Origin of the sequence: Thiothrix fructosivorans, from assembly GCF_017349355.1 — a bacterium.
In the GTDB taxonomy this organism is placed as follows: domain Bacteria; phylum Pseudomonadota; class Gammaproteobacteria; order Thiotrichales; family Thiotrichaceae; genus Thiothrix; species Thiothrix fructosivorans.
Map to the genome: position 1 here is coordinate 917,170 of NZ_JAFMPM010000008.1, position 18,206 is coordinate 935,375.

14 protein-coding genes are annotated in these 18,206 nt (G+C 50.2%); 13 read left to right on the forward strand and 1 reads right to left on the reverse strand.

Translation table 11 applies throughout. From position 1 onward, the window contains the following. Positions 1 to 16: 16 nt before the first annotated feature. Positions 17 to 1,726 carry a proline--tRNA ligase gene (locus J1836_RS18720; protein WP_207253215.1) on the reverse strand — a complete coding sequence of 570 codons (1,710 nt, stop codon included), beginning with the start codon at positions 1,724 to 1,726 and terminating at the stop codon, positions 17 to 19. Positions 1,727 to 2,018: 292 nt separating this feature from the next. On the opposite strand from J1836_RS18720, the gene J1836_RS18725 reads away from it, so the two are divergent. The 13 genes from J1836_RS18725 (at position 2,019) to J1836_RS18785 (ending at position 18,197) form a co-directional block, all read left to right on the forward strand. Further along, positions 2,019 to 3,290 carry an NAD(P)/FAD-dependent oxidoreductase gene (locus J1836_RS18725; protein ID WP_207252621.1) on the forward strand — a complete coding sequence of 424 codons (1,272 nt, stop codon included), beginning with the start codon at positions 2,019 to 2,021 and terminating at the stop codon, positions 3,288 to 3,290. A 144-nt stretch (positions 3,291 to 3,434) separates the two neighbouring features. Further along, the gene (locus tag J1836_RS18730; protein WP_207252622.1) at positions 3,435 to 3,863 is read left to right on the forward strand and encodes a phosphate-starvation-inducible protein PsiE; all 429 of its coding nucleotides are present in this window, start codon (positions 3,435 to 3,437) and stop codon (positions 3,861 to 3,863) included. A 170-nt stretch (positions 3,864 to 4,033) separates the two neighbouring features. Beyond that, positions 4,034 to 5,635, forward strand: coding sequence for a cytochrome ubiquinol oxidase subunit I (locus tag J1836_RS18735; RefSeq protein ID WP_207252623.1), 1,602 nt, complete (start codon positions 4,034 to 4,036; stop codon positions 5,633 to 5,635). Between the two features lie 10 nt (positions 5,636 to 5,645). Continuing rightward, entirely contained in the window at positions 5,646 to 6,788 is a 1,143-nt protein-coding gene (gene cydB / locus J1836_RS18740; RefSeq protein WP_307792590.1) for a cytochrome d ubiquinol oxidase subunit II, read from the forward strand. A 12-nt stretch (positions 6,789 to 6,800) separates the two neighbouring features. After that, entirely contained in the window at positions 6,801 to 6,905 is a 105-nt protein-coding gene (gene cydX / locus J1836_RS18745) for a cytochrome bd-I oxidase subunit CydX (RefSeq protein WP_207252624.1), read from the forward strand. 91 nt (positions 6,906 to 6,996) lie between these two features. Further along, positions 6,997 to 8,724: a cation:proton antiporter domain-containing protein gene (locus J1836_RS18750; RefSeq protein ID WP_207252625.1), complete on the forward strand. Its 1,728-nt coding sequence runs from the start codon at positions 6,997 to 6,999 to the stop codon at positions 8,722 to 8,724. A gap of 88 nt (positions 8,725 to 8,812) precedes the next feature. Beyond that, positions 8,813 to 9,085 (forward strand): LysR family transcriptional regulator, encoded by a 273-nt coding sequence (locus J1836_RS21855; protein ID WP_207252626.1) that lies wholly within the window; start codon positions 8,813 to 8,815, stop codon positions 9,083 to 9,085. A gap of 249 nt (positions 9,086 to 9,334) precedes the next feature. Then, positions 9,335 to 10,612 carry an NAD(P)/FAD-dependent oxidoreductase gene (locus J1836_RS18760; RefSeq protein WP_207252627.1) on the forward strand — a complete coding sequence of 426 codons (1,278 nt, stop codon included), beginning with the start codon at positions 9,335 to 9,337 and terminating at the stop codon, positions 10,610 to 10,612. 80 nt (positions 10,613 to 10,692) lie between these two features. Next, positions 10,693 to 11,829, forward strand: coding sequence for an efflux RND transporter periplasmic adaptor subunit (locus J1836_RS18765; RefSeq protein WP_207253217.1), 1,137 nt, complete (start codon positions 10,693 to 10,695; stop codon positions 11,827 to 11,829). Between the two features lie 27 nt (positions 11,830 to 11,856). Beyond that, positions 11,857 to 15,117, forward strand: coding sequence for an efflux RND transporter permease subunit (locus J1836_RS18770; protein ID WP_207252628.1), 3,261 nt, complete (start codon positions 11,857 to 11,859; stop codon positions 15,115 to 15,117). A 145-nt stretch (positions 15,118 to 15,262) separates the two neighbouring features. Further along, positions 15,263 to 15,970, forward strand: a complete 708-nt coding sequence (locus tag J1836_RS18775) for a hypothetical protein (protein WP_207252629.1) — start codon at positions 15,263 to 15,265, stop codon at positions 15,968 to 15,970. Between the two features lie 102 nt (positions 15,971 to 16,072). Beyond that, positions 16,073 to 16,537, forward strand: a complete 465-nt coding sequence (locus J1836_RS18780) for a phosphate-starvation-inducible protein PsiE (protein ID WP_207252630.1) — start codon at positions 16,073 to 16,075, stop codon at positions 16,535 to 16,537. A gap of 58 nt (positions 16,538 to 16,595) precedes the next feature. After that, on the forward strand, positions 16,596 to 18,197 hold the full coding sequence (locus J1836_RS18785) for a cytochrome ubiquinol oxidase subunit I (protein WP_207252631.1): 1,602 nt from the start codon (positions 16,596 to 16,598) through the stop codon (positions 18,195 to 18,197). Positions 18,198 to 18,206 lie beyond the last annotated feature (9 nt).

Genomic DNA, 18,206 nt, shown 5'->3' on the forward strand with positions numbered 1-18,206 from the left:
CGCCCCTACCGACTGCTTACAAGCCTTTAATAAACGCCAGAATATCCGCAACGGGTACTTTCACTGCATCGCCGCCACTCCGCGCTTTATATTCCAATTCACCCGCTTGCAAACCGCGTTCTGAGATAATGACACGGTGGGGAATGCCCAGCAATTCATGGTCAGCAAACATCACGCCGGGGCGCAAGGCACGGTCATCCAGCAACACATCCACGCCTGCTGTTTGCAATTGCGCGTACAGTTCTTCTGCTTTCGCTGCCACATCCGGGGATTTCTGCATATTCAGTGGCGCAAGCACCACAGTGAACGGTGCAATCGCCGCAGGCCAGCGAATTCCAAATTCATCGTTATTCTGCTCAATCGCTGAAGCGACCACGCGGGAAACACCGATGCCGTAGCAACCCATGGTCATCACCTGTGCCTTACCGTTTTCATCCAACACGGTGGCGTTAAGTTTCGATGAATACGTTTTGCCCAATTGGAAGATATGACCGACTTCGATACCGCGCACGATGGAGAGTGTGCCGCAACCGTCGGGACTAGGGTCACCTTCGAGGACGTTGCGCAGATCGGCAACTTGCGCTAGGGCAACGTCGCGTTCCCAGTTGATGCCAAAAAGGTGCTTGCCGTCAACATTCGCGCCTGCACCGAAGTCGGACATATTCGCTACGGTACGGTCAGCCACTACCGGAATGGTCAAACCGACAGGGCCTAATGAGCCAGGGCCTGCACCGATCAAGGCGCGAATCTCATCTTCACGCGCAAACTGCAACGGTACGGCAATACCCGGAATTTTTTCCGCTTTAATTTCGTTGAGGGTATGGTCGCCACGTATCAGCAAAGCAATGAACGCGTGCTCTGACTCTTCCGCCGCCGCGACGATCAGGGTTTTCACCGTTTTCTCAATCGGCAAGCCGAATTGTGCTACCAACTCTTCGATGGTTTTGGCGTTGGGTGTGTCGACTTCGCGCATTGCTTCAGTTGGTGCAGCGCGTTCGGCAATCAAGCACACCGCTTCCGCTAGCTCGATATTGGCGGCGTAGTTGCTGCCACTGGCGAAAGCAATCGCGTCTTCACCGGAATCTGCTAACACGTGGAATTCGTGAGAGGCATTGCCACCAATCGAGCCGGTATCGGCTTGCACGGGGCGGAAATTCAGCCCCAACCGTTGGAAGATACGTGAGTAAGCCGCATACATCGCGTCATAGGTTTCTTGCAGCGATTCTTGGGTGAGGTGGAAGGAATACGCATCCTTCATCAAGAATTCACGCGCTCGCATCACACCGAAACGGGGGCGCACTTCGTCACGGAATTTGGTTTGAATTTGGTAGAAGTTGATCGGCAACTGTTTGTAGCTGCTCAATTCTTTGCGAGCGTAATCGGTAATGATTTCTTCGTGCGTGGGGCCATAGCAGAAGTCACGGCTGTGACGGTCACGAATGCGTAGCAATTCCGCCCCGTATTTTTCCCAACGACCCGATTCTTGCCAGAGTTCAGCAGGTTGGATGGAGGGCATGAGTACTTCAAGCGCACCTGCGTTGTTCATTTCTTCACGCACGATGGCTTCGACTTTGCGCAACACGCGCAAGCCATACGGCATCCACGTATACAAACCGGAGGCGAGGCGGCGAATCATACCGGCGCGTAACATTAATTGGTGGCTGATGACTTCGGCATCGGCGGGCGTTTCGCGCAGGGTGGTGAGAGGGAATCGGGAAACTCGCATGGTGTTGTCTTCTATCCGGTATGGGAAACGACCAATTATAGATTTCATGGCGCATTTGCGAAACCCCTGCGTGTTGATTGCGGGTTTTTCTATTGATTTAAGGATTGTAAGGATTTTGCATTGATATTTATCAAGAAAAACCAGTTTTTCCGCCATCTTTATAAGCAAGTTATTATATGCTTATGGTATAACATATTGAATTTAAAGGGATATATGTCTTGATATTTTTACTCGGGTATGTTTTCATCGGTGTTACAAACACAAATTGATGTAATCGGTAGGAGTCTTTTTTATGGCACATATTGTTGTTCTTGGTGCTGGTACAGGCGGGATGCCTGCTGCGTATGAATTGCGCGAAATTTTGGGTAAGGGACATGAAGTCACGGTAATTAATGAACGTGATTATTTTCAGTTTATTCCGTCCAACCCGTGGATTGCAGTGGGTTGGCGTACCCGTGATGACATCACCTTTCCGATTGAAAAGTACCTGAGTCGCAAAAACATCAAGTTCATCGCCAGCCGCTGCAACAAAATTGATGCAGATGGCAGCAAGCTGCATTTGGATAATGGCGAAGTGGTCAGTTACGACTACCTGATTATTGCGACCGGTCCCAAATTATTCTTTGATGAAGTGGAAGGTGCGGGGCCACACGGCGGTCATACTCAATCGGTGTGTGATGTGAATCATGCTGTTGCGGCGTATGAGGAATACCAAAAGTTGTTGGAAAAAGGCAGTGGCCATATCGTTGTCGGTGCAATGCCAGCGGCAAGTTGCTTTGGCCCTGCTTACGAATTCGCGTTCATCCTTGATGCCGATATGCGTAAACGTAAAATTCGTCACAAATTCAAGATGACTTATGTCTCGTCTGAACCGTATGTGGGGCATTTAGGTTTAGGCGGAGTAGGTGACTCTAAAGGGATGCTCGAATCCGAATTGCGTAACCACCACATCAGTTGGTTAGTGAATGCTAAAACCCATAAAGTCGAAGCAGGCAAAATGCACGTCACTGAAATGACTGCGAAAGGTGACGTGGAAAAAGAACACGTCATTGATTTCGACTTCGCGATGATGTTGCCTGCGTTCAAAGGCGTGGATGCCGTTGCTGCGGTTGAAGGTTTGTGCAATCCGCGTGGTTTTGTCATTGTTGATGAATTGCACCGTAGTCCGAAATACAAAAATATTTATTCCGCAGGCGTATGTATCGCCATTCCACCACTCGAAGCAACGCCCGTTGCGACAGGTATGCCTAAAACTGGCTACATGATCGAATCAATGGTGACCTCCGCTGTTCACAATATTGCTGATGAAATTGCAGGTAAAGAACCACATACCACTGGTACGTGGAGCACGATCTGTTTGGCGGACTTTGGTGATAGCGGTGCTGCTTTCGTTGCCATTCCACAAATCCCGCCGCGTAATATGGTGTGGGCGAAGAAAGGTAAGTGGGTGCACCTTGCTAAGATTGCCTTTGAAAAATACTTCATCCGCAAAATGAAGAAAGGCAGTTCCGAGCCATTTTATGAAAAATCCATCATGAAAATGTTGGGTATTACCCGTATTTAATGATTCCGTTTGTTTTACCCTGTATTCCTAACACAGGGATTTGTCGACTCCGTATGGAAGTTATTCAATCATTAGCGTGTTTGTCTTTCATATGGAGTCACATTTTTACAGCGTTTGATTTTTGCTACCTCTAGAGGTATAGCGATGCTAAAAGGAAAACAAATTGCTGCCATCATAGAGCAGATTGGGAATTTTGCGGTTGAAGCCTTCCATGTGTTGGGCTTATTTGTTATCGGTGGCACTATTGTATGGACATCCGTGCATTCTTATATCTATGACATAATGCCTAAGCCGTATGCGACTTTGGATGATATTTTATTGTTATTCATCTATTTGGAACTTGGCGCAATGGTTGGTATCTTTTTTCGTACACATCGATTGCCAGTTATTTTTCTCCTGTTTATTTCTATGACGGCATTGACCCGTTATCTTGCGATCGATCTTAAAGCTTTCGACAATATGAAAATTTTAACGATTGTCGCAGCTATTTTAATTCTCTCATTATCAGCACTTATATTACGCTTTGCTGAAAGTCATTTTGCTGCATCTGAAGAAGGTTTGCCGAAAGAATAAAATACAGGTAAACATTCCTTTTTATTTTGATGGAAATCAATGTTGCTGCACTGCGGTGAGTAGTATATTTCCGAGTTGCTAGGTAGGATTTCGCTTTTAAAAAAATAACAGGCAGCATTAGGTAGGGTGCTGTTCTGTTGTGTCATCACAGTGCTAGGAGGTAGCGTCCCATGATTTCGGAAGAAGTCGTCGATCTCTCGCGGCTGCAATTTGCAGTCACCGCCCTTTACCATTTCTTGTTTGTACCCCTGACGTTAGGCATGACGTTCATGCTGGCGATTATGGAGTCGGTCTATGTCATGACTGGCAAACAAATCTATAAAGATATGGTGAAATTCTGGGGCAAGTTGTTCGGTATTAACTTTGCTCTTGGTGTGACAACGGGTTTGACCATGGAGTTTCAGTTCGGCACGAACTGGGCTTATTATTCACATTACGTTGGTGACGTGTTCGGCGCACCGCTGGCTATTGAAGGTTTGATGGCCTTCTTCCTCGAATCGACGTTCGTCGGCTTGTTCTTCTTCGGTTGGGATCGCTTGAGCAAAGTGCAACATTTGTCCGTCACTTGGCTGATGGCGATTGGTACCAATTTTTCCGCGCTGTGGATTTTGATTGCGAATGGCTGGATGCAAAACCCGATCGGGGCGGAATTCAGCTACGAAACTATGCGCATGGAAATGGTGGATTTTGCCGCTGTCTTGCTGAATCCAGTGGCACAGGTGAAGTTCATTCACACCGTGGCGGCGGGTTATGTGACGGGCGCAATGTTCGTGCTGTCGATCAGTGCGTGGTACATTCTCAAAGGGCGTGATCTTGGGTTTGCCAAGCGTTCGTTTGCAGTAGCCGCAGGCTTCGGCATGGCCTCCATCCTTTCCGTTATCTTGCTGGGTGACGAAAGTGGTTACGAAGCGGGCGAAGTGCAGAAAATGAAGCTGGCGGCGATTGAGGCAGAATGGCACACCGAACCTGCTCCGGCTGGTTTTAATGTGATTGCTTGGCCTGATCAGGAAAAGGGTGAAAACAGTTTCTCTATCAAGATTCCTTACGCGCTCGGTTTAATTGCGACCCGTTCCCTGACAGGGGAAGTGATGGGGATCAATAACCTAGTCGAAAACAATGTTCAGCGGGTACGTAATGGCATGACCGCTTACGGTTTGTTGTTGAAACTGCGCTCAGGTACGGCGACTGATGCCGAGAAAGCAACGTTTGCTGAACTCCGCACAGATTTGGGTTACGGCTTATTGCTGAAGCGTTATACGCAGAATGTGACCGATGCGAGCGAAGCGCAAATCCAGCAAGCCGCTAAAGATACAGTGCCGAACGTTGCATCGCTGTTCTGGACATTCCGTGTAATGGTGGCAGCGGGTGCTGCTATGTTGCTCATTTTTGCCTTGTCGTTCTTCTACACCGCGAAAAAGACTGCGTATGAGAAGCGTTGGTTGATGCGCTTGGCGGTCTTGGGTTTGCCGTTGCCGTGGATTGCGATTGAGTGCGGTTGGTTTGTGGCGGAAACCGGGCGTCAACCGTGGGCAATTGGTGAAATATTACCGACCTTCATGGGGACTTCGACGCTGACCGAGTGGGATTTGATCGGGTCAATTGCTGGGTTTGTGTTCTTCTACACCGTCTTGTTGGTGGTGGAAATGTACTTGATGATCAAGTTTGCAAGGCAAGGGCCTAGCAGTTTGCACACCGGACGCTATCACTTTGAGAAGCACGGTGGCGGTCATGCTGGCGCGGTTTACGCTGACAAAATGAACGATCAGGTCTAAGGAGCAAACCATGATTTTTGATTACGAAACGTTTAAGTTGATCTGGTGGGCATTGGTCGGCGTGCTGTTTATTGGCTTTGCTTTGACCGATGGCTTCGATATGGGCGTGGGCGCGTTATTGCGCTATGTCGGCAGAAATGACGAGGAGCGCCGCGTGGCGATTAATGCGATTGCACCGCATTGGGATGGCAATCAGGTGTGGTTGATTCTGGCGGCAGGGGCGATTTTTGCGGCTTGGCCGATTACCTTTGGTGCGTCGTTTTCGACATTCTATTGGGCGTTGGTGTTGACCTTGTTCTCGCTGTTTTTCCGTCCGGTAGGGTTTGATTACCGTTCCAAGATTGCGGATATGCGCTGGCGGAATACGTGGGATTGGGGCTTGGTCATTGCGGGGGTTGTGCCGCCTTTGGTCATCGGCGTGGCGTTTGGCAATTTGTTGCTGGGCGTGCCGTTTGCGTTTGATGAGTTCCTGCGGATTTCGACCTATGGCTCATTCTTTAAGCTGTTCCATCCGTTTGCGGTGTTGGTGGGCTTGGTGAGTTTGCTGATGTTTACCATGCAGGGTGCGACCTATTTGATGCTGCGTACCGATGAAGCGGTGTATGCGCGTTCACGCAAAGCAGCGCAATGGACGGCGGCTGGGGTGATTATCACCTTCGGGCTGGCGGGTATTTGGCTGTGGCTGGGGATTGATGGGTATGCGATTACGCAGGAACCACCGCATGATTCCTTGCCGAATCCGATTGCGAAAACGGTTGTGCCGATGGTGGGCGCGTGGTTGACGAATTACAGCACCTATCCACTGGCGATTATGGCACCGATTGCGGGTTTCCTTGGCGCATTTGGTGTGTTGCTTTTGGCGGGGAAAGATCGTCCGGTATTGAGTTTTCTGAATAGCTCCTTGTGCTTGATTGGGGTGATTATGACGGCAGGTGTTTCCCTGTTCCCGTTCGTGATGCCTTCCAGCTTGAACCCGAACCACAGTTTGACGATTTGGGATTCGGCTTCCAGCCATTTGACGCTGGCGATTATGTTCTGGGCAGCGATGATTTTTGTCCCGATTATTCTGTTCTACACCATTTGGTGCTACAAGCAGATGTGGGGCAAAATTACCGTTAAATTCATCCGTGAAAACGATCACTCAGTCTATTAAGGAGATTTTACCATGTGGTATTTTGCTTGGTTACTCGGCGTATTGCTGGCGTGTTCCTTCGGTATCATCAACGTGATGTGGCTGGAGTTTCATGGTGGGTTGGACGCAGATGATTAATAGACTATTCTAGGGACGTATTCTATACGCCATCGTTAAAAGGGGAGTGCTGTATGCGCTCCCTTTTTCGTTACGCTCGAGGATCAATAACATGGAACAAGCCCTGCATTTACAACCCATCCTTATCCTGTTGCTTATCGGCATTCTGGCGGTGGTGTTGATGCGCCCTCTGCACATGAGCCCGATTGTTGGCTACCTGCTGGCCGGGATGCTGATTGGGGAACACGGGTTCGGTTTGATTGCGGAAAGCGAAACGACCCAATTGCTGGCGGAGCTTGGGGTCGTGTTCCTGCTGTTCGACATCGGACTTCATTTTTCCATTGCACATATCTGGGACGCGCGGCGTGACATCCTTGGGCTGGGGCCGTTGCAAATCGTGCTGACGGCAATTTTTCTGGCATTGTTTGCGGTGTTGTTTGCGGGTGTCAGCCTGGAAATTGCGATTGTGGTGGGGGCAACGCTGGCACTGTCCTCAACAGCAGTCGCCGCACAAATACTGGCAGACAATCAGCAGAACAGTTGCCCTGTATCGGTTTCTGCCACTGCTGTGCTGATTTTTCAGGATATTTGTGCGATCTTCCTGCTGATTCTGGTCAATTCTATGGGGGGCAATGAGGCTGCACTGCTCAGTACCATCGGTATGGCAGCACTAAAAGCTTTCGCCGCGTTCGCCGCTGCCATTCTGATGGGGCGCTTCCTGATTAGTCCGTTGTTCCAGTGGATTGCCAGTTACAAGGATGATGAGATTTTCACGGCTACCGCTCTGCTCATTGTTTTGGCAACCGCTGCTGCCACCGGAATGCTGGGGCTTTCCCTGACGCTGGGTGCGTTTCTGGCGGGCATGATTATTGCGGAAACCCGTTATCGGCATCTTATCCAGACGGAGGTTAAACCATTTCGGGGACTGTTACTGGGGTTCTTTTTCGTCACGGTGGGGATGACGCTGAATCTTGATGTGCTGTTTGGGCATTGGGTGGAAATTATCCTGATTGCCCTTGGCTTGGTGGCGCTTAAAGCTGTGCTGATTTTTATGGCAGCAAGGTTGTTGGGTACTCCGGCACGTAGCGCCCTGCAAATGGGCATTTTGCTGTCACAGGGCAGCGAGTTTGCTTTCGTCATTTTTGCCATACCCGTTGTCAAGCAGGGATTGGGCGCTGAATATGCCGCTATTCTGATTATCAGTGTTGCCTTGAGCATGGCGCTTACCCCCAGTTTGGTGAGGTTGGGCAGAAAGCTTGCCCGCAAGTGGGCTGACGAGGATTGGAATAACAGCCGTACTCAGGTCGACAATACAACTACTGATACGCCTGTCATTATTGTTGGTATGGCCGAGGTAGGTCGGCGGGTTGCTAGTGCACTGGATGCCCATGACTTGCCCTACCGTTCCATTGAGGTCAATCATGACTGTTTCATGGATGCCTGTACTAATGGCTATAACGTCGGTTTCGGCGATGCTACCGATTTGCGCTTGATGGATACCATCAAGATGTCACACGCCCGGACCATTGTGATTACCTTCAGCGATTACGAAGTTGCCCACCAGTTGGCACCGCTGGTACTGGAAAAATACCCCGGTCTGAATCTTATGGTGGCAGTAAAAGATGACGCTGCAAAAATACGCTTCGATGCCCTTGGTATGCAGGCGGTTATACAACGGAGTTTTCCGCGCGGCTTGGATATGGCAATGGCGGTACTGGCGAGGCATGAGGTTGAGCCGAAGAAAATCCATAACTGGATGCGGCGTCAGCAAAGCCATGAATTGACGGATATGTTTTCGCCGTCACCGTTGGAAGTAACTGATGAGGGAAGTGTGCTGTAAGTTAACGCTTTTAAGGGCGTTGCATCTGTTTACATTAGAATATTATTATATTATTATTTTCTAATATTCAAGTGCTAGGAGCGAATGGATGAACTTTCAAGTATTGAGGTATGTGGTAGCAGCGACACAAGTCCGGCATTTTGGACAAGCGGCAGAGGTCTGCCATGTGACACAGCCGAGTTTGTCCGAGCAAATCATAAAATTTGAAGAATATTTGGGAGTGGCTCTTTTTATTCGGGCGAGAAATGGGGTTATTCCCACCCAAGCCGGGTTAAAGATCTCAGCACTTGCACAAGATGCGCTTGAAATAGAAAGAAAAATCAAGGCATTGAGTCCTCGTTTGGGAGTAGGAGGGGCTTGACTGCCTTGTTCATAGGCGTTTCCGATGGCTAAGGTTATGGCTAAAGCCTATAGTGAAGCGCAGTGTTTATTTTACCCATCATATACAGTGATTGCCCTACATTCGCTTCAGTATTTTAATATACGAATATTCAAATATATTAACATATCATAATATACTAACTTATTGAATTCTAAATGGTTTTTTGACTTTTTTCACTTGATGTGGTTTCATGCCATTCAGATAAAAAAACCGCTTTAGGAGTTGAATATGGCCCACGTTGTCGTTCTTGGTGCTGGTACAGGCGGGATGCCTGCTGCTTATGAGTTGCGTGAAATTCTTGGTAAAGGGCATGACATCACTGTCATCAATGAACGGGACTATTTCCAGTTTATTCCCTCTAACCCGTGGATTGCGGTGGGTTGGCGTACTCGTTCCGACATTTCCTTCCCGATTGAGAAATATTTGAGCCGCAAGAAAATCAAATTCATTGCCAGCCGTTGCAACAAGATTGATGCCACGGGCAGCAAGCTGCACTTGGACAATGGCGAAGTGGTCAGTTACGACTACCTGATTATTGCCACCGGCCCTAAACTGTTTTTTGATGAAGTGGAAGGCTCTGGCCCACACGGTGGTCATACCCAGTCGGTTTGCGATGTTATCCACGCTGAACAGGCTTACGAGGCTTACCAGAAATTGCTGGAAAAAGGCAGCGGTCATATCGTCGTGGGCGCGATGCCTGCCGCTAGTTGTTTTGGCCCAGCTTACGAATTTGCCTTTATCCTCGATGCCGATATGCGCAAGCGCAAGGTGCGTGACAAGTTCAAGATGACTTACGTGACGTCGGAGCCTTACATCGGGCATCTGGGGCTGGGTGGGGTAGGTGACTCGAAAGGGATGCTGGAATCCGAACTGCGTAACCATCACATCAACTGGATTACCAACGCCAAGACCCACAAGGTCGAAGCAGGCAAGCTGTTTACCACGGAACTGACTGCCAAGGGTGAAGTGGAAAAAGAGCATGAAATTGCCTTCGACTTTGCGATGATGCTGCCTGCTTTCAAAGGTGTTGAAGCCGTTGCTGCGGTGGAAGGTCTGTGCAACCCGCGTGGTTTCGTGATTGTGGATGAATTGCACCGTAGCCCGAAATACAAAAACATCTACTCTGCGGGCGTGTGTATCGCCATTCCGCCACTCGAAGCGACCCCGGTTGCTACCGGTATGCCGAAAACCGGCTATATGATTGAGTCAATGGTCACTTCTGCCGTTCATAATATTGCCGATGAAATCGCAGGCAAGGAACCGCATACCACCGGCACATGGAGTACGATCTGTCTGGCAGACTTCGGTGATAGCGGTGCTGCGTTCGTTGCCATTCCGCAAATTCCGCCACGTAACATGGTATGGGCGAAGAAAGGCAAGTGGGTGCATCTCGCCAAGATTGCCTTTGAAAAATACTTCATCCGCAAAATGAAGAAAGGCAGTTCTGAGCCGTTCTATGAAAAGTCCATCATGAAGATGCTGGGGATTACCCGCCTTAACGACTAGCCTGAGCCGGGCAGGCGGCCTGTGTTGCTTGCCCGTTATGTATTTCGGTGAAATCGTGGTGTTTTGAGGAGGGCATCGTGATGGATAGTAAAAAATCCGTGTTTATAGGGTTTGTGGGTGTGGTATTGGGTATTGGTTTACCTGCTGTTGGGCAATCTGCCGACATTATTCCCGTTGAAGTTTCCAAGACCCAAAGTCAATCAGTGCTGGGTAGTACCGTTGTGCCTTACAAGGAAGTGACCTTGACGGCACAAATACCGGGGATAGTGAAGCGGGTGGCGGGAGGCGTTGGCTCTTCTTTCGCAGCGGGCAATACCCTTGTCCAGATTGATGACTCACAGTTGCAGGCCAAGCGCAATGCCGTGGCTGCCCAGATTGGCACTGCCCAGTCCGGGGTCACGAATGCCCAAGCACAATACAATCGTGAGCAGATTTCACCCCGCAGCAAGGATATTGGTGCGATGCCGGGTTTCGGTATGCCTGCCATATTCGACAGGTTGGGGACACGCCAGTTTGCCGAGACATTCATGGGGGGGTATGACGAGCAGACCATCCGTCAGGCAGATTTGGAGAATAGCCGGTCGGCTGTTTTACAGGCACAAGGTGGCCTCCAGCAAGCCAATGCCCAGCTACAGGAACTGGATTCCGCTATCAGTAATGCAACATCAACCGCTCCGTTTGAAGGCATGATCCTGTCAAAACAGGTTGAAGTCGGCGATACCGTACAACCTGGTCAACCTCTCCTCACTTACGGTTACGTCAAAAACAAACGTCTGGAATCGGACGTACCATCTGGCTTGGTGGCAGGTTTGAAGGTGGGGATGGTTGTTGAGGCGAGGATTAACAATAGTCTCAATACAACGGCTAAAATTGCTGAAATTTACCCGCTGGCTGACCCCACCCGCCATACGGTGACAGTCAAATTTGACCTTCCGGTCGGTATTGAGGCAACCCCCGGTAATTATGCCGAAGTGCATTTGCCAGAGGGACAAAGCGGAACCAGCATTTTTATCCCCAAAACAGCCTTGTTCAAAGGCGGCACATTACCTAGCGTTCTGGTTGTCAAAGACGGCAAGTCAGAATTGCGCATGGTGCGCCTTGGAACCGATCAGAGTGGAGAAAAGCTGGAAGTGGTATCCGGTCTGGATGCCAATGAACACATCATCAATGATCCACCCGTTGGCGTCGTTTCTGGCTGGATACCACCTGCGAAATAATGCCCTTTACTGTCAGGCTCGTTACACATGAATGATTTCCCAAAAGACGCTGATCCGGCTGAAACAGAGCACCCTAATTTGGGGTTGGCAGGCGTTACGGCTAAAGCCTTTATTACCTCGCCGCTCTCCCTGTTGTTGCTACTGGCCTTTTTTGCCGTGGGTGTGTTGGGGATGTGGGTCACGCCGCGTCAGGAAGACCCACAAATATCCGTACCGATGGTGGATATTTTTGTGCGCTATCCCGGCGCGTCGGCGCAGGAAGTCGAAAACCTGATTTCCCGCCCAATGGAAAGTATCCTCTCGGAAATGACCGGGGTGGATCATGTCTACTCGGTTTCCATGCATGAACAGTCGATGGTCACGGTACAGTTTATCGTGGGTCAAGAACTGGAATCTTCACTGGTCAAGCTGTACGACAAGCTAGCCTCCAATCAAGACAAGATTCCCCAGCAAGCCTCAACGCCCAGCGTAAAACCCAAAGGGGCGGATGATGTCCCGCTGGTCACGCTGACCTTGTGGTCGAATAAAGTCGCCGATACCAACCTGCGTCTGATTGGGCTGGATGTCTTGCAAAGCCTGCGCGAAGTGGAAAACACCAGCCAAAGTTTCATGGTGGAAGGCCGTCATGAAGCATTGAAAGTTGAAATATTACCCGAACGTCTAGCGACCTTTGGGGTATCGCTGGAACAGGTAGCCAATGCTATCCGCATGGCGAATTCGGAACGCAGCACTGGCACGGTTGAACCTAACCAAAAAGTCTTCAAGATCTACAGCGGTATTTTCCTCAATTCTGCCGCCGACATTCAGCGTCTGATTGTCACGGTGGCGGGGGGCAGGCCGGTCTATGTACGTGATGTCGCGACGGTGACGGAAGAGGCGATGGAAGCAGATCATGCTGTTGCTTACTTTACTGGCCCTGCGGCACAGGATGTGCAGGAAACTGCCGATAATGCCGCTGCGGTCACGCTGGCGATTGCCAAGAAAAAGAACACCAATGGCGTCGATGTGGCTAATGCGATACTGGCGAAACTGGAAGTGCTCAAAGGCCGCATTATTCCCGACAACGTGCATGTCGAAGTGACCCGCAATTACGGGGAAACCGCCAAAGAAAAGGTCAATGAGCTGATCTTCAAGCTGTTTGTTGCCACCGGTATCGTGACGCTGCTGGTGTGGTTCTTCCTCGGCTGGCGGGCGGCGACGGTGGTGCTGATTGTGATTCCGGCGGTGATTACTACCACGGTGTTTGCTGCTTGGCTGATGGGCATGACGATTGACCGGGTGAGTCTGTTTGCGCTGATCTTCTCCATTGGTATTCTGGTCGATGATGCTATTGTGGTGGTGGAAAATATTTACCGGCGCTGGTTAATGGACAGCAGTACTAAAATCAGTGTGGCGGTTGATGCAGTGCGTGAGGTGGGCAACCCGACTATTCTGGCAACGGGTACGGTGATTGCGGCCTTGCTGCCCATGGGATTTGTCAGTGGCATGATGGGGCCTTATATGCGCCCGATTCCAGTACTGGGTTCGGTGGCAATGGTGATTTCTTTGTTTGCAGCGTTTGCCTTTACTCCCTGGCTGACGAATCGCTTTAGACCTTCCCTGAAAAGTTTGCAGGCGGCGGCGGAGAAAGAACACAAGCAAGCGGCGATGATGGAAAAGTTCTTCCGTGGCGTCATCACACCCTTGGTTAATAGTCGTCTGAAGGGCTTTACTTTTCTGGTGGGCATTATCGCGACCTTCTTCGTGTTTATGCTGATGTTCTACCCGTTCACGGGCGTCAGGGTGAAAATGCTGCCGCTGGATAACAAGCCGGAATTCAATGTGGTGGTCAATATGCCGGAAGGCACGGCAATTCCCGTGACCGCTAATCTGGTGTATCAACTGGCGGGCAAGCTCAAAACCTTGCCGGAAGTGACTGCTCTGCAAACCTATACTGGCACAGCCTCGCCTTTCAATTTCAACGGGTTGGTGCGCCACTATTATTTACGCCAGCAACCTTGGCAGGCGGATATACAGGTACAGCTTTCCCCCAAACACGATCGTAAACGCAGCAGCCACGAGATTGCGGTGGAGGCGCGGGAAATCCTGCAACCTTTGCTGGGCAATACCGGTGCGAAACTTCAGGTTGTCGAAATGCCGCCGGGACCACCCGTACTGCAATCTGTAGTCGCCGAGATTTATGGGCCGGATGCGAATACCCGCCGTCAGGTCGCGGCTGATCTAACCCGTTTCTTTGGGCAGGCGGAAAACCTTGGGGACGTGGATAACCTGATGGAAGACGATCATGAGGTACTGCACTTCATCGTGGATTCGGACAAGGCGCAACGTAATGGCATTACCGCCGAAGCCATCAATCGCACACTGGAAATGGCGATGGGTGGTTATGTGTTGGGTGACATCAAGAAAAACGCCCTGATCGACCCGACCCGTATTGTCATGCAGATTCCGCTGGAAGCCCGTTCGCAAATTTACCGCTTGTCACAATTGCCCGTGACCAACCCGACAGGGCAGACTGTGCCGTTGCAGGAATTAGGCACCTTCGTGTTCGAGAAGCAGGACAAGCCGATTTACCGCAAGGATTTGCGCCCGGTTGAATTTGTGACGGCTGAAACCACCGGGCGTTTGGCTGCGCCGGTTTATGGGCAAAGTCAGGTGGAAAATTTGCTGAAGGCTGCCAACAATGGCGAAGGCTATCGCAGCCCGGATGGCACGTTGTTACATGAACAGGCTTACTGGCTCAAGACCCCGCAAGGTGTTGAGAGTAAATCCGCTTTCGAGTGGGGCGGCGAATGGACAGTAACGTGGGAAACCTTCCGCGACATGGGGATTGCGTTTGCCGCAGCACTGGTATTGATTTACATGCTGATCGTGGCGCAGTTCGGTAATTTCATCCTGCCTGCCATCATCATGGCACCGATTCCGCTGACGCTGATTGGCATTGTGCCGGGGCATTGGCTGATGAATGCAGAGTTTACCGCAACGTCGATGATCGGTTTCATTGCACTGGCGGGGATTATTGTGCGCAATTCCATCCTGCTGGTGGACTTTGCCCGAGGTGAAGTGGTTAAAGGTATGCCGGTGCTGGATGCGGTTATCCATTCCTGTGAAGCGCGTACCCGACCGATTTTAATTACAGCATTGGCCTTGTTTGGTGGCTCGATGGTGATTCTCTCTGACCCGATTTTTCAGGGGATGGCGGTATCACTGATCTTTGGCGGTGCTGTGGCAACCTTATTGACCCTGCTGATTATTCCGCTGGGTTGCATCAGTGCCGGAAAGTCACTGTGAGTAGACTCCTTCTATTTATCCTAACGTAGAAGGTTTTTTGGCTCCGTGTCTTGTGTACGGAGCTATTTTTTATTGGTAAGGAGGTGGTTGGATAAAAATTGTATCGAACGATAAACGCTAAATATCTTAGAGAGGATGGATGAAAATGAAACTACCTATTATGGTTTTCGCCAGTCTGTTGGCCTTGTCAACAGCGGCATCGGCTGAGTTTTTCGATGGCTTTAATAATGGTTCAGGAACCGGCAGTGGTCAGGGCTCTGGTGCTGCCAATACCTCTGGAACCGGGCAAGGTTATGGCACAGGTACTGGTGATGCCAATGGCTGGGGACGTGGCCAGGGCACGGCTGATGGTGATGTTGATTTCACCATATCACTCAAAGGCAAAGGCAAGACCGATATGGCTTCTGATGCTGCCGGTAGCGGTCGTGGGAATACTGCCAGCAACCTGCAAGGTAATGGTTATGGTTACGGTAATGGCTATAACAATATGCAGGGTTACAGCAATGCATCAGGCGCTAATGGTGGCAACCCATGGGGTGGTAACAGTAGTCCTTGGGGTGGTTTCCCGTGGGGTAACAATAACGGCGGTGGTTTTCCGTGGGGCAACAATAATGGTGGGGGTATGCCCAACATGCAGATGCCGATGATGCCACAGCAGAATTACTACGGTATGCCCAATATGCAGCAGATGCCAATGCAACAGCCAACGATGATGGTGCCTCCGGGTTATATGCTGGTGCCAATACCCGCAGCAGCTCCGGCAGCTAACGCCAGTGCAAGTAATACCGCTCAACCAGCAGCACCAGCAGCACCAGCAGCATCCAGTGCCGCAGCACCGGCAAAGAGCCAGTAAAAGACCGTCATGCAACATCTTCTGTAGGAGCTTGCCTGCAAGCGATTCGCCAGCAGGCTGGCTCCTACAAAGATCGAAATCTATAAAGATTGGTGGTAGCTTGTGAAAAATTACCAAAATATTGGCAAAATCCTGGAGCAGCTGGGCAATCTGGCTGTCGAGGCGTTTCATATTCTGGGGTTGTTCGTGATTGGTGGGACTATTGTCTGGTCGGCAATCCATACCTATCAGCACGAGATAATGGCAAAGCCTTATGCAACCCTAGATGACATTCTCCTGCTGTTCATTTACCTGGAACTGGGGGCAATGGTCGGGATCTTTTTTCGCACGCACCGCTTGCCGGTCATCTTTCTCCTGTTCATTTCCATGACGGCATTGACACGTTATCTGGCCATAGACCTCAAGGATTTCGACAATATGAAAATCCTGACAATTGTTTCGGCTATTCTGATACTGTCATTGTCGGCTGTGGTATTACGTTTTTCTGAAAGCCGCTTTACTAATTCTGACGAAAACTGTTCAAAGCGCCAAGAAGAAAGTGATCACGAGAAGGTAAGCATTTCCTAGGTTTTGATTTCAAAACTTGTATTAGTGTTTGATTTTTTGAATGTTTTAGGGAGGTAACATGATTACGGATGAAGTCGTCGATCTATCGAGGTTGCAATTTGCAACCGTCGCCCTTTACCATTTTTTGTTTGTCCCGCTAACGCTGGGTATGACTTTTATGCTGGCCATTATGGAATCAGTGTATGTCATGACTGGCAAGCAGATTTACAAGGATATGGTGAAGTTCTGGGGTAAGTTGTTTGGTATCAACTTTGCGCTCGGTGTCACCACCGGTCTGACGATGGAATTTCAGTTCGGCACGAACTGGGCTTATTACTCACACTATGTCGGTGACGTGTTTGGCGCACCGCTCGCGATTGAAGGTTTAATGGCCTTCTTCCTCGAATCGACCTTCGTCGGCTTGTTCTTCTTCGGTTGGGATCGTTTAAGCAAAGTGCAACATTTGTCTGTCACTTGGTTGATGGCGATTGGCACGAACCTGTCTGCCTTATGGATTCTGATTGCGAATGGTTGGATGCAAAACCCCATCGGTGCCGAATTCAGCTATGAAACCATGCGCATGGAAATGGTGGATTTCGCCGCCGTGTTGCTGAATCCAGTCGCACAGGTGAAGTTTATTCACACCGTGGCGGCGGGTTACGTGACAGGTGCAATGTTCGTGTTGTCGATCAGCGCCTGGTACATCCTCAAAGGACGTGACCTTGGGTTTGCACGGCGTTCGTTCGCGGTCGCAGCGGGTTTCGGGATGGCATCTATCCTATCCGTTATCTTGTTGGGTGACGAAAGCGGTTATGAAGCCGGTGACGTGCAAAAGATGAAGCTGGCGGCGATTGAAGCAGAATGGCATACCGAACCCGCTCCGGCAGGTTTCAATGTCATTGCTTTCCCTGATCAGGAAAAGGGTGAAAACAGTTTTGCCATCAAGATTCCTTACGCGCTAGGGTTAATTGCGACGCGCTCGCTGACCGAGGAAGTCAAGGGCATCAATGACTTGGTTGCCGAAAATGTGCAGCGGATTCGCAACGGGATGACGGCTTACAGCTTGTTACTGAAATTGCGGGCAGGGACAGCGACTGAAGCGGACAAAACTGCGTTTGCAGACATACGTAAAGATTTGGGTTACGGCTTATTGCTGAAGCGTTATACCCCGAACGTGGTGGATGCGACTGAGGAACAAATCCAGCTAGCTTCTAGAGATACCGTGCCGCACGTTGCGCCATTGTTCTGGGCATTCCGTATCATGGTGGCTTCGGGTGTGGCGATGTTGTTTATTTTTGCCTTGGCGTTTTATTACACCGCGAAAAAGAGCGCGTGCAGCAAGCGTTGGTTGATGCGTTTGGCGGTACTCGGTTTGCCGTTGCCGTGGATTGCGATTGAATCCGGTTGGTTTGTGGCGGAATACGGTCGTCAACCGTGGGCGGTGGGTGAAATATTGCCGACGTTCTTGGGGACTTCCACCCTGACGGCAGGTGATTTGATCGGCAGTTTGGCTGGGTTTGTGTTCTTCTACACCATTCTCTTGATTGTGGAAATGTACTTGATGATCAAGTTTGCGAAACAAGGCCCTAGCAGCCTGCATACCGGACGCTACTACTTTGAGAAGCACGGTGGCGGTCATGCTGGCGCGGTTTACGCTGACAAAATGAACGATCAGGTCTAAGGAGCAAAC